We start from the raw sequence: 16,275 nt of genomic DNA, 5'->3' as shown, positions 1-16,275 counted from the left end.
GTACCAGCGACGGCATCTACTTCGATAGCCTCAAGTTCCCGCGCTATGCCGACTTCGCCCGCCTCGACGTGGAAAACCTCCGCAAGGGTAGTCGCATCGACATGGGCGAAAAGAAGAACGCTACGGACTTTGCCCTGTGGAAGTTCAGCCCGAAGGACAAGAAGCGCGCCATGGAATGGGACAGCCCGTGGGGCGTCGGTTTCCCCGGCTGGCACATTGAATGCTCCGCCATGGCCATGAAGTACAATGGTCCCACACTCGACATTCACTGCGGCGGTACCGACCACATCCGCGTACACCACACGAACGAAATCGCCCAGAGCGAATGCGCCAACGGCGTGCAGTTCGCACGCTTCTGGATGCACGGCGAATTCCTGCGCACCGCAAGCGAAGAAAAACTGGAAGACGGCACGACTGAGCAGAAGTTCGGCAAGATGAGCAAGTCCAGCGGCGAATTCCTGACGGTTTCGCTCCTCATGGACCGCGGCTTCAACCCGCTCGATTACCGTTTCTTCGCGATTGGCAGCCACTACCGCAACTACCTGAACTTCACGTGGGAAGCTCTGGAAGGCGCGAAGGAAGGCCTGAAGAGCTTGCACAAGAAGACGGACCCGCTGATTGGCAAGGCTACCGCTATTACGAGCGATGCCGCCAAGGCTTTCCAGAACGAGTTCAAGGACGCCATCGGCGACGACCTGAACATGCCGCGTGCACTGGGCATCATGAACACGATGCTCAAGAGCGAAATCGATGACGGCGAAAAGGCAGCACTCGTTGCCGACTTCGACCAGATTTTCGGTTTGAAGCTCGACGAACCTCGTGAAGAATATGCCAAGAAGGGCGCGAACGACGGCGTTGACATTGCCAAGATCGAAGCGCTGATTGCCGCCCGCAAGGAAGCCCGTGCCAACAAGAACTGGGCCGAAAGTGACCGCATCCGCGACGAACTCGCTGCGATGAACGTGGTCATCAAGGACTCCAAGGAAGGCACGACTTGGGAGATAAAGGGCTAGAGGCTAGGATCTAGAGATTAGGATCTAGAGTCAGTCTTTCTTAATTTGAACCTATAAAAAAAGATGGGGCCTTGAATCGGGCCTCATCTTTTTTTGCTTTTAGAAAGATTTGAAAGACTTAATGAAGGGAAAGGGACGGATTATTCGTCCTCTTCTTCCTCTTCTTCTTCCTCTTCCTCCTCTTCTTCTTCCTCTTCTTCTTCCTCTTCTTCCTGCGGTTCCTCATCCTTGATTTCAGGGATGGTCCAAGTGACGGTCTTTGCCTTGCTTACGCTCGGTTCGCCAGCGCCGTTATACGGGAGGACGATGAACGAGACCTTGGTCACCGTGGAATCGTTGAGGAATGTCAGCGCACTGGTTGAACGAGTGAGGACGGTATCTACGGTTTGTGCGTAGAAGATGAAGTCGTCCATGGCATCCGTCATATAATAGATGTTGTAGCCGGCGACATCCTTGGTGTTCGGCTTCCAGGTCAACTTCAGGTAGGCGTTGTTCTTGAAGTTGTACAGATTGCCGTAGTTGTCGTCGTATGCGGAATCGTCCAGCTTCACCTTGAGTTCGGAGACGTGTTTCGGGATGGCGACGGAACCGACCGAGAAGTTCTTGGATACGGTGATACGGACGCCGTCCTTGCTGTACACTACACCTTCGACGGAGTAGGAATCGCTGTGGGTCCAACGTTCAGAAAGCGGAGCGATCGTGATGACCTTCTTGTCCTTGCTCAGCGTTGCAGTGGTCAGAACCTTGACCGTGCCCTTTCTCACTTCCCAGAATCCGTCAATGGAGTCCTTGTCCAGTTCGGTGGAGAAACCGAATTGGAGTTCCGTGGTGTCGTCGATTGCATCAAGGTTGGAGTTGAGGAGCTTCGGGATTTCGCCGTCGGCAACCATGGTGATTTCGTCCATGTTCTTGATAGAACCGGCGCGAGAACCGCTTGCGCTTACGTAGCCTGCAGAGCGGTAATACTTCGAGTCGATCTTGGACTGCAGAACGTCGACTTGGAAGTTGACCATTTCTGCAACATTGGTGAATTCATATTCACCCTTGTCGTTTGTGGTCGCAAAGACTTCGGACGGGTAAATGATAAATGTCGGTTCCTGAGCGGCATTGCTTTCGCTCTTCTTCAAGGCGCTCGAGTTTTCCATGGTGGAGGAAGACTTTGAGGAGCCTGCATAGGAGAGAACGACTTTGACCTTTTCTGCCGGGATGAGGTTGCCCGTCGTGCGGTCACGGTAGTAGACTTTACCCTTGACGGTCACGTCGGCTTTGTACAGGGGGACGGTCAGGACGACGTCCGGTACGCGGGAAACGTCGTTGGCACCCATTTCTACGACAGAAACGGTGGCGCGGGTTGTCGAGAATCCCTGCTTGGAAATATCAAAGACATATGTACCGATGTCGTTTTTGGTATAAACGGCGAAACCTTCTTCGTCAGTATAGCGAGCTTCTTTGTCGAACTGAGCCTTGACCTTTGCCGAGTCAAGGGCTTCGTTAGAGCTGCCGTCGAGTACGGAAACGGTGATTTTTGCCTTTGCCTTGGCTTCGTCAAAAGAGTTGACGACGGTGTTGTCGGTACAACCGACTGCCAGCGCGAGGGCGGATGCGGACAGGAGGAGTTGTTTTTTCATGTTTACCTTGCCTTTTTTTGGGTCAAACAGGTGTTACAAATATCTGTCAAAAAAATAGTTTTTTTTTCGGAAAAAGGACTGAGTCCTTGGCCATGCCCCCTTTTTTGCCCATTTTTCCGTTGTAATTTTCCCTTTTTTCTACATTCTTGCTATGCAGGTCAAGCAATTCGTTTTTAATCCTTTTGGTGTCAATGCCTACGTATTGAGTAATGATACGGGGGATTCCATATTGATAGACCCCAGTGCGAGCAATGAACGGGAACGTTCTGCCCTGGCAACTTATATACAGGGGGCTGGCCTCAAGGTATGCCGTGTCTTGAACACTCACTTGCATCTGGACCATGTCCTCGGCAATGCGTTCGTGGAACGGACCTATGGGGTCAAGGCGGAGGCTCACGAAGCCGATGCTTTTTTGCTGGACTTGCAGCGGGAGCAGGGCGCCATGTTCGGTTTGCCTTTCGACGACCTGGCTCCGGGGCTGGGCGGATTCCTTTCTGACGGCGATATCGTCGAGGTTCCCGGAATCAAGCTGCGCGTACTCCATGTGGCGGGACATTCTCCCGGAGGGCTTGCTTTTTACTGTGAAAATACGAGCAGCGAAGTCAATGATGAGGAAAATGCTCCGGCATTGTTTTCGGGCGACATCCTCTTTGCTGGCAGCATCGGGCGCTCGGACCTTTTCGGTGGCGACGGCAATGCTCTGGTGAACGGAATCAGGTCCAAGATTCTGACACTTCCCGGAAATACCGTCGTTCTCCCGGGGCACGGGCCGCTAACGACCGTTGCGGATGAAAAACTATGGTTCTAACCCGTAGAATAGAATGGATTGACGAATTCAAGGGATTCGTGCTGTTGCTCGTGTGCCTTTATCACGTGGAGCAGTCCTTCCCGTGTGCATCGATGGGGATGCTCCACTTGAGTGCGCTCCGTATGTCCGCGTTCTTCTTCATTTCGGGAGTGTTGTTCAGTACACGCCGGTTCAACAATTTCAAGAGTTATTTTATCCATAAGACCAAAGTGCTCTTTTTGCCTTATGTCGCGTTGTCTTTGTTGTTCTTGCTGCTGGACCCAGTCATTTATAACTTTGACTTGTTCCCGAAGGCTCCCCGCATGACCATCATGAACGTCCACCCGGTAATTACGGGGGTCAAGGACTATGTCGGCTGGAATTTTGCCAAGATTTTCGTGGCCGGAAAATCCTCGATTGGATCGGGACCGCTCTGGTTCGTGTTTACGCTTTATTCCGTGAGTCTGTTGTTTTATGTTGTCCAGTGGGTCTCAAGCAAGGCGGGGAAGGTGTCTTCGTTTGCCGTGGCCGTATTTGCTTTGACGAGCCTTGTTTCTGGGTGGCTGATGTTCAAGAACCACATTCGCCTCCCGCTGGGGATTGAACGCGATTTGACCGTGATGTTTTTCTTTGCCTGTGGCTGGCTGTGCAAACCCGCAATAAAAAAGGCCGGGAAATTGCATGGTGCTGTTGTTGCTGCGGTTGCTGTCGTTAGCCTTGCGCTTTATGCCTTTGTCGAAGTCCCCGACCCAAATTTCAGCATCATGAACAATGTGCTAGGGAAAAGTTTTGTCGGTTTTCTGGCCAGTTCCGTTTTCGGGATTGTTGGGCTTGTGGCGGTATTCTTGCTGGCAAGTCGGCTCCCTAAAGTGGCTCCCGTTCGCATTTTCAAGGGTATTCTTCGCAACATCTCGCGGAACGCGCTTGTCATTCTTGCGGTCCATTGGTGGGTGCTGCTCGTGATGCGCCTTTTGTTCCGTCCGGAAATCAATAAGCCGGGTATTGCTTACCTTTCCATCGGGTTTGTTGCATTGGTTGTCATCGCATCTATCCCGCTGTTCCGCTGCAAACTGTATAAGTTGCTGGGCAAGGAACGAGTCAGTGTCAAGGAAAGCTTGAGCCTTAAATAAGGCTTGGTGCTCCTGCTAAATTACAAGTAGACTTTGACAGGCCGAGTGATTTCGGCTTGTTCTTTTTTCTTGGGAACGTAGATCTTTATGGCGTACACGTTCTGTTCCGTTTCAGCGACAATATCGCCTTCTTGCAAGTCTTCGTAGATGTCGATTTCAATTTCTACGCCGTCGCGGGCGATGCAGCGGATAGAATGTGCCGAAAGTTCCTCGCGCAGGAGCGGGACGTCGACGACTTTCTTGTAAGTTCCGTGATGCGTTGTTCCAAGGATTCTATTGCAAAACATGGAGAAAATATAAAAAATGCTAGACGGGGTTAGGGGGTGCTGGAGTTGGGGTAAACACGGATGTAATCAACGAGCATTTCGTTCGGAAACTGAGTGTCGTCTATTTCGAATCCGGGCCAGTTTCCACCTACAGCGACGTTCAGCAAGAAAAATTGTGGCTTATGGAATGCTTCGGTTCCACCGGCGTTGTCTTCGATGGACATTTCGTGGTACTTGAAGTCATCGACATACATGGCGATGAGTTTTTCGTCCCAAGTGAGTTTGTACGTGTGGAACTGCGTGATGTCCAGTTCCTTTTTCGCTCCATGAAAATCGCTTGTGTTGTTGCCGTAGCTGGCGTGCTGCCCATCGTATTGCCAGTGGTGGGTGCCGTAGACAATGCTCTCGTCGTTGATGGCTTCGATGATATCGATTTCCCCGCAGGCGGGCCAACTCACTTTATCGATATTTTCTCCGAGCATCCAGAAGGCGGGCCAGATTCCCTTGCCTACGGGGAGCGCAATGCGGGCCTCGACTGTACCGTAGGTGAACGTAAACTTGCTTTTGGTAATCATGCGTGCCGATGTGTAGCCGGAGCCTTCGTAATCTTCCTTGTTGGCGCGGATGTGGAGGATGCCGTTCTGCACGTAGGCGTTTTCTTTGCGCCCGGTGTAGTATTCCTTCTCGTTGTTGCCCCAGCCGCTACTGCCCGTACCGATTTCGAATGTCCACTTGGAAGTGTCGATGGCGCTGCCGTCGAATTCATCATTCCAGAGGTAAGGCGATTCGCTTGAACTGCTCTCGGGCAAGGTCACTGAGCATGACGACAAGGTCACTGAGCTCGCCGAAGTGACCGAACTGGACGACGCTTGGGTCGGTTCGGCAGGCTCACCGACCTTTCCACTGCTTGACGACAAGGTCGCTGAGCTCGCCGAAGTGACCGAACTAGACGATGTCTGGGTCGGTTCGGCAGGCTCACCGACCTTTCCACTGCTTGACGACAAGGTCACTGAGCTCGCCGAAGTGACCGAATCAGTCGAAGTGACCGAACCATCCAAAGTGGCAGAGGAATCCGGTTGCGATTCCGGTCCGCTGGAGGAGTCGTCGGAACACGCTGCAAGAATGCCTGCGACGGCAAATGCCGTGGCCAGTTTCGCCATGAAAAATGCGGATGTGTGCAGGGTGTTCTTGTTGCGCATGGGAGCCTCTTAATCGACGGGGGCTTCGGGCGGGACTCTCGCGATGACGCCGACGGTCGCGCGGGTCGCCTTCACCAGGTCGGCGGGCGCTACCTTCAGCTGCAAGCCGCGTTCGCCGGCACTCACGTAGATGAACGGGAACTGCATCGCTGTCTCGTGAATGAAAATGGGGAAGTTCTTCTTGAGGCCGAGCGGGCTGCAACCGCCGCGGATGTAGCCGGTAAGCGGGGTCAAGTCCTTGAGTGGGACGGTGTCGATTTTTTTGTTGCCGCTGACCTTGGCGGCGCCTTTCAGGTCAACTTCAAGGTTGCCGGGAACCACGCACACGAGGTAACCGATTTTGTCGCCGTGAACGAGGATGGTTTTGAAAACTTGATTGATGTCTTCGCCCAGGCTGTCGGCCACATGCTGTGCACCGAGGTCGTTCTCGTCGACCTTGTAGGGGATGAGCTCGTAGCTAATTTTCTGGCGGTCGAGAATTCGTGCCGCATTTGTCTTCTTGATGTCCATAAATAGTCCTTTGGGGTAAATATACTTTAAATGGCGTATGCGGAATAGCGATGGTGCGTGCTTCTTCCATTTTCTATATTGTCACCGCAACGCAATGAAATCGTACAACGCCATATTGATTGGAAACGGAACCATGGGAGCCCGCCACAGGGCCCGTTTTGAGGCGTGCGGAGTCCGCTTCGTGCAAGTCGTCGATGTCGGGGATTCCGTAAAAAATTGCGAAGTTGATTTTGCGGTTATTGCGTCGCCTGCATCGACCCATTACGCCTATGCCAAGTTTTTTCTAGAGCGCAAAATTCCCGTGTTCGTGGAAAAACCGCTCGCGACATCGGCCGAAGATGCCCAGGAACTGGTGGATTTGTCGGAGCGAAACGGAGTTATGCTGTTTGTGGCTCAGTCGGAGTGCTATAATCCTATTTTCCTCAACTTCCGCAAGCATTTCCTTGCCGAATTGCGTTCGCTTAGCGGGGCTCATTTGGAATTCCGTCGCGAACACCGTCCGTCGAACCGCTGCCTGGATGTCGGTGTTTCGTTGGATTTGATGGTACATGATTTTAGTTTGTTCTTAACCATGTTCCCGTATCGCGATATCCGCGTCGAAAGCATTGAAGAATCCCCAAATGGTAATCGCGCCCGAGCACAGCTCAAGGTGGTGAGCGGGCCTTTTTCCGGTGTTTTTGCTGATTTTGTCGTGGACCGCGAAAGCGCTGCGGACCTTCGGAATATCACCGTGAATTTTCCTAGGAATGGTGAATTGCCGTCTTCGAGCTATACGGTGAGTCTCGCCCGTTACACGCCGGAAGGCGAAATTGCCCATATTCCCGATTCTCTCGACAACGAACACAAGTTTTTCCTGAAACTCCTTGCCGGAGCGTGCCGGCAATGGGGTAGGCGCGCCGCACAAAACGCCGCCGATTGTGTGAAGTTAGCAGTGAGCAATGAGCCTTTGAGAGACTAGAGAATAGAGACTAGCGGCTAGTGAAAAGAATCACGCACTTTGTGCGTCAATATAAGACGGCGAAGCCGTGACATTTTTCCCTAGTCTCTAGATCCTAGATTCTTATCCCTAACCCATACCTAGAGATTGCTTCCGCCACGCTTCGCTCGCGGCAGGCTCTGGCAATCGCCCCTCGCAATGACAAGTCACTTCCTACGGTCTACTTCCTACTCACCTCACACCTCATCGCTCAAAGCGACCGAAGGTCGCGCCCTCATTCCCCATCCGTTCGCACATTTTTTTATTTTACGAAAAGTTATGCTGAATTTTCGTATTAATAAATTGTTCCTTGTGCTTGGTCTTTTATTTTCGTTGAATGCTTTTGCACAAAAGAATGATTCATTGGATGTTCAGGATGTAGATCCGGTTGTTCTTCTGGATAGCATTGAATATTATCAAAAACTAATTGATAAAACTGAAGCTAAAATGGAGAATAGATCGTGGGGTTATTTGGGAATTGGCCTTGGCTCAGTCAGCCTTGTTTCTGGTCTGTATTTGTTGCATAGTATTGCGGGAGGTGGCGCTGGCTATGCCATTGGTGCGGGTGTGTTTCCTGCAGCGCTTATCGCTGGGGGCTTGGGCTTGACCATTGCCGGAGGGGTCGCTTTGTCTACTACAAGTAAACTGCCAGAAAAAGTTGCAGAGTATAAAGAGCGGAAGGCGTTTCTTACGGAGCGCTATGATGAAATCAAAGTCAATTATGTTCAAGATTCTAGTTCTGTGAAAATGGCTTACATTGAACTTTTAAATGACGATACTTTTAAATCCCTTAAGAAAAAAGCTCAGTGCCGCGAAAAAGCAAACATCTCGGATTTTTACCAGTGTGTAAGTGACCTTTATAGCGAGGCTTCCATATGGGGCTTTTCTTTGGGTGGTATATTTACAACTCTTGGAACAGCCTATGTCGTTAGCGAAAAAAAGTTTACAGCATCAACGGCAATCATTATTCCTCTGATTGGGTATGGTGTCTACTTTATCGTTTGTGGCGGGATATTCAATAGTAAGGCTAATGAATACAGGGCCATGACAGACCACTGACTTGCAATTGAGCAGTGAGCAATGAGCGATGAGCTATGAGCAGTGCGCAATGAGTTTTCAGATGATTAGTAAGCAGTAAGGGGTTAAATTCGGAGTTCTCCCCCTAACCACCAACCACTGTTTACTAACCACTTCCTACTTCCTCATGCCTCAAAGGCGCGAAGCGCCGACCTCGCACCTCGAAGCTCTTACAGCTTGATGCTGCACGGCTTGGCGTTCCAGATTTCTTCGGCGTACTGCTTGATAGTACGGTCGGAACTGAACTTGCCCATGCGGGCCACGTTGAGGATGGCCTTCTCTGCCCAGGTCTTCTTGTTCTGGTATTCCTTCGCGACCTTCACCTGCATGTCCACGTAGCTGCGGAAGTCAGCGCAGAGCATGTACGGGTCGTGAGTGAGAAGTTTGTCTGCAATGTGCTTGAACAGGTCCGGACGGTCGGGGCTGAAGAAGCCGGAACCGATGAGGTCGATGACGCGACGCAGATCGTCGTCCTTCTCGTAGAAGTCACGCGGACGATAGCCCTTGGCGAGCAGGTCTGTGACTTCTTCGATGGTGAGGCCGAAGATAAAGATGTTCTCGTCGCCGACTTCTTCCTTCATTTCCACGTTGGCGCCGTCAAGCGTACCGATGGTGAGTGCGCCGTTCAAGGCGAACTTCATGTTGCCGGTACCCGAGGCTTCGGTGCCCGCGGTAGAAATCTGTTCGGAGAGGTCTGCCGCCGGGATAATTTTCTCGGCGAAGGACACGCGGTAGTTCTCGAGGAACACCATCTTGAGCTTGCCCTTGCAAACCGGGTCGGCGTCGATAATGGCAGCCACGGCGTTTGCGAGGCGGATAATCTGCTTGGCCATCCAGTAACCCGGAGCGGCCTTACCACCGATCATGATGGTGCGCGGCAGGATTTCCTTGCCGTCCTTGAGTTGGATGTACAGGTGGATGGCATGCAAGATGTTCAAGAGCTGGCGCTTGTATTCGTGGATGCGCTTGACCTGCACGTCGAAGAACGTGTTGGTGTCGACTTCCACGCCCTGCGTTTCCTTGAGGTACTTGGCGAGGCGTTCCTTGTTCTGCTTCTTGACGGCCATGAATGCCTTTTGGAATTCGGCATCCTTTGCGAACGGTTCGAGTTTCCTGAGATCGTCCAGATCCTTGACCCAGCTGTCGCCAATCTTCGAAGAGATGAGCTCGGACATGGCGGGGTTCGCCTTGCGGACCCAACGGCGCGGAGTCACGCCGTTCGTCTTGTTGTTGAACTTTTCGGGCCACAGCTCGTAGAAGTCCTTGAAGAGCGTCGTCTTCAGGAGGTCGGAGTGGAGGGCTGCCACGCCGTTCACGGCGAACGAACCCACGATGGAGAGGTAGGCCATGCGGATCATCTTGCAGTTGCCTTCTTCGATGAGGCTCATGCGGGCGAGGCGGGCGTTGTCGCCAGGCCACTTCATGGAGACCATCCGCAAGAAGCGGGCGTTGATTTCATAGATAATCTGCAGGTGACGCGGCAGGAGCTTTTCGAAGAGGCTGACGGGCCACTTTTCAAGAGCTTCGGGCATCAAGGTGTGGTTCGTGTAGGCGAACGTCTTGGTCACGATTTCCCAGGCTTCGTCCCATTCCAGGTTCTCGATGTCGAGGAGGATGCGCATCATTTCGGCGATGGAGATGGCCGGGTGCGTATCGTTGAGCTGGATGGCGACCTTTTCGGGGAATACCTTCCAATCGTTGTTGTGCAGCTTCTTGAAGCGGCGGATGATATCCTGCAGCGAAGCGGAGCACAGGAAGTATTGCTGTTTGAGGCGCAGTTCCTTACCGTTCATGGAGGAATCGTTCGGGTACAGCACCTTCGAAATCGTTTCGGAAAGTTCCATGTCCTGCACGGCGGCGATGTAGTCACCGTTGTTGAAGTAGCTGAGGCCGAAGTCGTCGGTGGACTTCGCGCTCCAGAGGCGCAGGTTGTTCACGGTATTGTTCTTGTAACCCGGAATCGGGGTGTCGTAGGGCAATGCAAGCACAAAATCCTTGGTTTCCCAGCGGTTGTGGAGCTTGCCGTTGTCGTCGATCCAGCTGACCACGTAGCCGCCGAACGGGACCTTGATGGCGTTTGCCGGGCGGGCGATTTCCCAGGGGTTCGGGAGGCGCAGCCAGTTATCCGGCTGTTCTTCTTGTTCCCCGTTCACAATCTTTTGGCTGAACATGCCGTATTCGTAGCGGATGCCCATACCGGTGGCCGGGAGCTCGAGCGTTGCCATGGAATCCAAGAAGCAGGCGGCCAAGCGGCCCAAGCCGCCGTTGCCGAGGCCCGCGTCCACTTCCTGTTCGCGGAGTTCTTCGAGCGTCATGCCGATTTCGTCGAGGGCTTCGACGACGGCCTTTTCGACGTCAAGGTTCAGCACGGAGTTGCCGAGCGTACGGCCGATGAGGAATTCGAGGGAGAGGTAGTAGACGCGCTTCACGTCTTTTTCGTAGTACGTGTTCTGCGTCTTGATCCAGCGGTCGACGAGTCGGTCGCGTACAGCGTAGGCGACGGCGAGGAACTTTTCGTGGTCGGTCACCGTGAAATTGCTGCGTGCAAGGGTGTGGTGGATGTGGTCGGTAAAAGCCTGGCGGAATGCGTCGGCATCTGTACCGAGAACCGGAATGTCTTTTGCTTTATTCGCTTTGGCCATGATACACCTATTGGTTAAATGTTTATCCCGCCTTCAAGTTTAGAAATATTTACGCACGAATGGGGAAAAAATTGGCCTGTTTCACCTATTTATGTGATTAAACATACTTTTACGCTTGTTTTTCGGGGCAAAAAACTAAATTGTTCGTATGCGTACCTTAAAAAGTCTTAAAGTTTTTTCTCCGTGTTGCGCCTTTGGCCTCGCCTTGGCGCTTACTTTCGTCGGTTGTGGCGATGACTCGTCCAGTACTTCTGCTCCGACTTCTTCTTCTGTCCCGGAAAGTTCTGCCATTCAGCAAGACCCTACGAGTTCTTCGGGGTCGCTCGTTCCGGATGGTGGCTCGACTCCGACGAGTTCTTCCATTGCTCAGCCAGCCAGCGGCTCCGTTACTTTTGCGACGACTCCCGGCGCACTCGCGGTTGCGCCTGACGAGGATGGTTTTTACGATATGGGCGATGTCTATAAGGCGCTTCCCCAAACGAGCAAGGTTGCTTTCGTGATTCGCCATTCCAAACGCGAAAAGAAAAATACGGGTACGGAATCCCAGTTGACCCCGATTGGAATCCAGATGGCTCAGACGCTTGGCACAAAACTTGTGAGTGAAGAGTCTTTCTACTATGCTTCCACAAACTTTATTCGCACTCGTGAAACCTGCAAGAATATTGCGATTGGTCGTGGTGAAGGCGATGTGGATGTCGTGACGTGGGATGGCATTGACGGTGGCTATTTCTTGACGGTGCCGAGCGATACTCTCGATGCACTTGTATCTTCCAGAGGTGGCAATCCAAGATACATCGCTCAGTACTCTTATGGTGTTCCTTATACGAACGCGGAAGTTGCTGCGGTCATTCCGAGCTATTTCTATGATTTCTTCGAACGTGGAAACCAGTTTGTGAACGAAGTCGTTGTCGCAAACATGCCCTCCTGGAAGCGCGTGAGCATTCTCGTGAGCCACGACATGTTGGTGGAACCGCTTATCGTTTTGGCCTCGAACAGAACAATCAATTTGAGAATTTATGAATCACCGTTCCGTTGGGTGAACTACTTGTCGGGAATTGCCGTGATTCTTGATGAGGCCGGCTCCGTGACGGTTCTTCCGGTCCGTGGTGCCGACGTGGGTTGGATGGTCATCCGGGACGAAATAGACGAGTCCGTTTAATGAAAGTTCTTCTTTTCGGTTCGACAGGTTTGGTGGGCCGAAATGTGCTCAAGTTGTTGGTGCGTTTGCCCCAAGTGGAGCGCGTGTACTGCCCCGTGCGCAGAGAACCCGCACTTTCGGAATTCGGAATCTTGGAAGGCGCTTCAAAGGTGGACTTCGACGAAGTTGATTTTGAACAGATTATAAGTAAATCGCCTGATGCCGACAATGCCGAATTGCGCAAGCTGCGCGAGAACTTTCCGGGGGCCGATGCGGCCTTTTGTTGCCTAGGAACGACAAGGAAACAGGCGGGAAGCCGCTGCGCTCAAGAAAGAGTGGATGTGCGCCTGCCCCTTACTTTGGCCGCCATCGCCAAAAAACAGGGGGTTCCGCATTTTTTGTGTGTGAGTGCGCAGGGGGCGAATTCGCATTCACCATTCTTTTATAACCGTCTCAAGGGAATGCTCGAAGAAGGCTTGACCATGATGAACTTTGATGCGCTTACTTTGGTGCGTCCGTCGCTATTGCTTGGCAAGCATAAAGATAAGCGCTTTGGCGAAGAACTATTGCAAAAGGTTTTCGGAGCGCACCCTGAATGGATTCCCGAGCGGCTCCGCCCCGTGCATGCCGAAACAGTTGCGGCACATCTGGTCGCTTCCCTGCTCAAGCCACCGACGGAGCATGTATGCGCTAGTGACGGCGTGAAAGGGAAAAGGATAATATATAATCGGGTGCTCGCGCAAACGAAAGTGGAAGAATTGTTTTGAGGGATTAGGGGCTAGAGACTAGGATCTAGGGAAAAATGTCACGGCTTCGCCGTCTGTTATTAACGCGCGAAGTGCGTGATTCTTTTCACTAGCCTTTAGTCCCTATTCTCTAGGCTCTACTTAAACTTCACGAACTTATACAGATACTTCGCGCTTTGTACGGGCGTCTTGAGGAAGGCGCTCTTTTTGTATCCGCCCAAGGCGAATCCTTGCAACACCTTGTAAAGCCCTATCTGGTCATCTCGATTCAGTGCGAGCAGGAACCTGCGGAACTTGAGCTCGAAGTCGTGCATTTTGCCGAAATGGTTATAGCAGCGTTTTTCGTACTGTTTCAAGAATTCCTTGGAAAGAACACCGCGACCCAGTCCGTCATTGACGTATTGGGCGCAGAAACGGCCCGCCCGCATCGCGGCAGCGATGCCACCACCCGTGAGCGGGTTGGTGTGGTGGGCGGCGTCGCCCACCAGGGCGAACCGATCTAATGTATAGTCTTTGAGTACGCTCGAGACGGGGATTAACCCGCCGACGGTATAATTGATTTTGGCTCCGGGGAAGAGCTTTTCGAGCCATTCCATCGTAATTTCAAGAATGGTCCCGTCGTGCTTTCCGTTTGCAAGGAATCCCGCGCCGAAGTTGGTGACATTGGATTTTTGCTTCGGGAAACTCCAGATATAGCCGTCGTTGATGAAGTCGTGACCCTGCCAGAAGGTGAGATAATCGGGCTTGGTCAAAATTCCTTGTACCTGGATGTCGACTCCGGTGCATGTCTTGCCTGGGTATTGCATGCAGTCGAGCCCGACCATGCGACCGATGCGGCTTTCCACGCCGTCTGCCGCAATGACCATCTTTGCAAAAATTTCTTGTGTTCCCGTTTCGGTAACGGTTCCGTCTCCGTTCCCTTTACCGAGAGCGACCCTGACCATGCGTTCGCTGCCTTGGACATCTCCCACGAACGTGGCACGTGCACACGTCACGAGTTGTGCGCCTTCGTCTTCGGCCAGTTTGGCAAGCCACGGGTCAAAAATTTCACGGTTCAGCATGATGCCCGTACCCGGTTTCGGGACTTCGATGTTCTCGCCGTTTGGGCCATAAATATATAGCCCGTTGATAATGCTTTCGATGCAACTGTCGTCGATGGGGCCGTAAGTCTGCAGGTCGGCAAGCGTGGTACTTGCTTCGCCACAGCGGACCGGGTAGCCGATGCGTTCGCGTTTTTCCAGAAGGAGGACTTTGTGGCCTTCGCGGGCGAGGTCCCTTGCCGCCACAGAGCCTGCAGGCCCCGCACCAATGACCACGACGTCGTAGCAAGAATCAAGCATCGTTCACCTCCGTAATTTTCAGGGCACCGGCAGGGCAGGCTTTTGTGCAGATGCCGCAACGTACGCATTTATCGTGGTCGATTTGGAGTTCCAAACCGTATATGTCGAGTGCCATTTTGGGGCAAATCCCGACACAACCTGCACAAGCGAGGCATTTTTCTTTGTCGTGAACGAGTTTTTTCATCATATCTAATATAGCAAATAGTGGTTAAGGGTGTACAAAAAAAATTATGTCAACACATTTTCTCAAAATGATGTATTTTAGAAGAAAATGATAGGAGAATCTCATATGAACTTGAAAAAAGCAGTTGCATTGACATTCATTACTTCTGCCCTTGCCTTTGCGCAGCAGGAAGCCCCCGTTGAAGCGCCGGCAGAGACGACAACAGACCAAGCTGCTGTTGTTTCGGCTCCGGTAGAGTCTACCCCGGAGGAAACGGCACCTGTTGTTGAACAGCCATCGGGAGAACAGTCTGAAGTCACCACTGCTGCAGAACCGGAAACGGTACCGGAAGCGGTACAGCCCCCTGCGCAGGACTCTGTTGCCGCTGTTGTCCCGGCCCCCGAACCTGTCGTGATTGATTCTGCAAAACCTGTTGTGGCCGATTCTGCAAAGCAGGTGGCCGTGAATGTTTCTGAACCGCCAAAAGCGGAACCTGCTAAACCTGCTGAAAAACCTGCTGAAAAACCTGCGGCTAAATCGGCCAATATGGGTATGCCTCCTAAAACTCCGTTTACAGTTATACATGGAAATTCGTACAACATTGTTGAAAACGAGGCGGCGGCGGATAATGTCGACCTCTTGCTGAAAAATCGGCTTGTCAAATTTGCCGGACAAAAATTTGTTTATGTGGAACCTGCCGGGAAAAAAGGCGTGGTTTCGTTAGGTAATTTCTTTGGCGCAATGGACTTGTCTGCGAACCTTGGACGCGCAACTATTGGTTATGCAAATTATGGCTTTGCGGCTGATTTGCGCTTGAGCCTAGGCCAGCTCAACATTGACGATGGAGATGGGAAAAAGAGAGGGACCTCTGCGGGAGACGACTGGGGCCTTACATTGTCCAAGGTTCTTGGCGGATATGTGGTGACGGCTTCGGCTGACTGGATCACGTTTGCTGATGAAATTGATTTTGATCCAAAAGAGGGCCCGAAACAAGAACAGCGCTATCGCGATTTGACGGGCTCTCTTATTGTGTCTGACGGCCCTGTAGCAAGGAAGCACTTCTGGTCTGCGGGTGTTGCGTTCGTTCGCCATGTAAACGAAATGGAAAGAGGGGACCATGTTGTGAACGAGGATGTCGATTCCCGTACGACGATTGTGCCCGTGTTCAACTATGGCACTCCGGCTTTGCGCTCGGATAGGGCGAACCTCTACCTCGGTTTGAATACCTCGTTCCCCATAATCGTTAATGATGCGATTGAAATCGAATATCAGGGTAGGGTTGTGCAAACGTCGGAGTACAATCTGGGGATGACTCTCGTACCGAATATCGTGAGCGAGGTGCTCTTGAACAAGTATGTGATGTTCTTTGGGGAAACGAATTACGAATGGAATGTGCTCCGCTACATCTGGGGTAAGAATTCGATGGGTGAAAATTATGCCATTCAGCAGAGCGTTTCGGACAAGGTCAATGCGTCTATTGGCGTACGGTTCCAGTACGATAATCTCGTTGCCTGCGAATTTGCTTTCGGTGATTCGTTCTTCACCGATACCAAGGCCATCTTCAACGGTGAGGGTGTCTTTATCAAATTTGGCGGGTTCATCTACTTCTAGCCGCAACGAAGTGTTCAAAAGAAAAACCGTCTTTACGACGGCTTTTCTT

Annotated in this window: 15 protein-coding genes; 8 read left to right on the top strand and 7 right to left on the bottom strand. The window is 52.0% G+C overall.

Annotated elements, in window-relative coordinates:
- A partial coding sequence (locus Q0Y46_RS06165; RefSeq protein WP_297945845.1) for a cysteine--tRNA ligase occupies positions 1 to 1,013 on the top strand: 1,013 nt, incomplete at its 5' end.
- 140 nt (positions 1,014 to 1,153) lie between these two features.
- Here Q0Y46_RS06165 and Q0Y46_RS06160 read toward each other — a convergent pair.
- Positions 1,154 to 2,641, bottom strand: coding sequence for a hypothetical protein (locus tag Q0Y46_RS06160; RefSeq protein ID WP_295683406.1), 1,488 nt, complete (start codon positions 2,639 to 2,641; stop codon positions 1,154 to 1,156).
- 151 nt (positions 2,642 to 2,792) lie between these two features.
- Here Q0Y46_RS06160 and Q0Y46_RS06155 point away from each other — a divergent pair, with 151 nt between their 5' ends.
- Positions 2,793 to 3,449, top strand: coding sequence for an MBL fold metallo-hydrolase (locus tag Q0Y46_RS06155; protein ID WP_297945843.1), 657 nt, complete (start codon positions 2,793 to 2,795; stop codon positions 3,447 to 3,449).
- Entirely contained in the window at positions 3,440 to 4,558 is a 1,119-nt protein-coding gene (locus Q0Y46_RS06150) for an acyltransferase (RefSeq protein ID WP_297945841.1), read from the top strand. The genes Q0Y46_RS06155 and Q0Y46_RS06150 overlap by 10 nt, the downstream gene beginning before the upstream one ends.
- A gap of 20 nt (positions 4,559 to 4,578) precedes the next feature.
- On the opposite strand, the gene Q0Y46_RS06145 is transcribed toward Q0Y46_RS06150, so the two are convergent.
- From Q0Y46_RS06145 to ybaK, 3 genes are read right to left on the bottom strand one after another with little or no spacing between them, the layout of a single operon-like run.
- Positions 4,579 to 4,845, bottom strand: coding sequence for a hypothetical protein (locus tag Q0Y46_RS06145; RefSeq protein ID WP_295683414.1), 267 nt, complete (start codon positions 4,843 to 4,845; stop codon positions 4,579 to 4,581).
- A gap of 29 nt (positions 4,846 to 4,874) precedes the next feature.
- Complete coding sequence (locus Q0Y46_RS06140; RefSeq protein ID WP_297945839.1) at positions 4,875 to 6,023, bottom strand: glycoside hydrolase family 16 protein; 1,149 nt, start codon at positions 6,021 to 6,023, stop codon at positions 4,875 to 4,877.
- Positions 6,024 to 6,032: 9 nt separating this feature from the next.
- Positions 6,033 to 6,533, bottom strand: a complete 501-nt coding sequence (gene ybaK / locus Q0Y46_RS06135; protein ID WP_290958966.1) for a Cys-tRNA(Pro) deacylase — start codon at positions 6,531 to 6,533, stop codon at positions 6,033 to 6,035.
- Positions 6,534 to 6,627: 94 nt separating this feature from the next.
- On the opposite strand from ybaK, the gene Q0Y46_RS06130 reads away from it, so the two are divergent.
- Complete coding sequence (locus tag Q0Y46_RS06130) at positions 6,628 to 7,491, top strand: Gfo/Idh/MocA family oxidoreductase (protein WP_297945837.1); 864 nt, start codon at positions 6,628 to 6,630, stop codon at positions 7,489 to 7,491.
- Between the two features lie 297 nt (positions 7,492 to 7,788).
- Entirely contained in the window at positions 7,789 to 8,568 is a 780-nt protein-coding gene (locus Q0Y46_RS06125) for a hypothetical protein (RefSeq protein WP_297945835.1), read from the top strand.
- A gap of 188 nt (positions 8,569 to 8,756) precedes the next feature.
- Here Q0Y46_RS06125 and Q0Y46_RS06120 read toward each other — a convergent pair whose 3' ends face one another.
- Positions 8,757 to 11,228, bottom strand: coding sequence for a glycogen/starch/alpha-glucan phosphorylase (locus Q0Y46_RS06120; protein WP_297945833.1), 2,472 nt, complete (start codon positions 11,226 to 11,228; stop codon positions 8,757 to 8,759).
- Positions 11,229 to 11,376: 148 nt separating this feature from the next.
- Here Q0Y46_RS06120 and Q0Y46_RS06115 point away from each other — a divergent pair, with 148 nt between their 5' ends.
- Both Q0Y46_RS06115 and Q0Y46_RS06110 read left to right on the top strand, forming a co-directional pair.
- The gene (locus Q0Y46_RS06115) at positions 11,377 to 12,387 is read left to right on the top strand and encodes a histidine phosphatase family protein (protein ID WP_297945831.1); all 1,011 of its coding nucleotides are present in this window, start codon (positions 11,377 to 11,379) and stop codon (positions 12,385 to 12,387) included.
- A complete protein-coding gene (locus Q0Y46_RS06110) occupies positions 12,387 to 13,133 on the top strand; it encodes an NAD-binding protein (RefSeq protein WP_295683431.1) in 747 nt (248 codons plus the stop codon). Before Q0Y46_RS06115 ends, Q0Y46_RS06110 begins: the two co-directional genes overlap by 1 nt.
- 116 nt (positions 13,134 to 13,249) lie before the next feature.
- Here the strand turns inward: Q0Y46_RS06110 and Q0Y46_RS06105 are convergent, their stop codons facing one another.
- Together Q0Y46_RS06105 and Q0Y46_RS06100 are read right to left on the bottom strand one after the other, a co-directional pair.
- Positions 13,250 to 14,452: an NAD(P)/FAD-dependent oxidoreductase gene (locus Q0Y46_RS06105; protein WP_297945829.1), complete on the bottom strand. Its 1,203-nt coding sequence runs from the start codon at positions 14,450 to 14,452 to the stop codon at positions 13,250 to 13,252.
- On the bottom strand, positions 14,445 to 14,636 hold the full coding sequence (locus Q0Y46_RS06100; RefSeq protein WP_295683434.1) for a 4Fe-4S binding protein: 192 nt from the start codon (positions 14,634 to 14,636) through the stop codon (positions 14,445 to 14,447). Before Q0Y46_RS06100 ends, Q0Y46_RS06105 begins: the two co-directional genes overlap by 8 nt.
- A gap of 105 nt (positions 14,637 to 14,741) precedes the next feature.
- Here Q0Y46_RS06100 and Q0Y46_RS06095 point away from each other — a divergent pair, with 105 nt between their 5' ends.
- A complete protein-coding gene (locus Q0Y46_RS06095) occupies positions 14,742 to 16,226 on the top strand; it encodes a hypothetical protein (protein ID WP_297945827.1) in 1,485 nt (494 codons plus the stop codon).
- Positions 16,227 to 16,275: the final 49 nt, after the last annotated feature.

It is taken from the genome of uncultured Fibrobacter sp. (assembly GCF_947305105.1).
Classification (GTDB): Bacteria; Fibrobacterota; Fibrobacteria; order Fibrobacterales; family Fibrobacteraceae; genus Fibrobacter.
The sequence above is the reverse complement of the archived record's forward strand: the minus strand, read 5'-3'. Positions and strand labels throughout refer to the sequence as shown.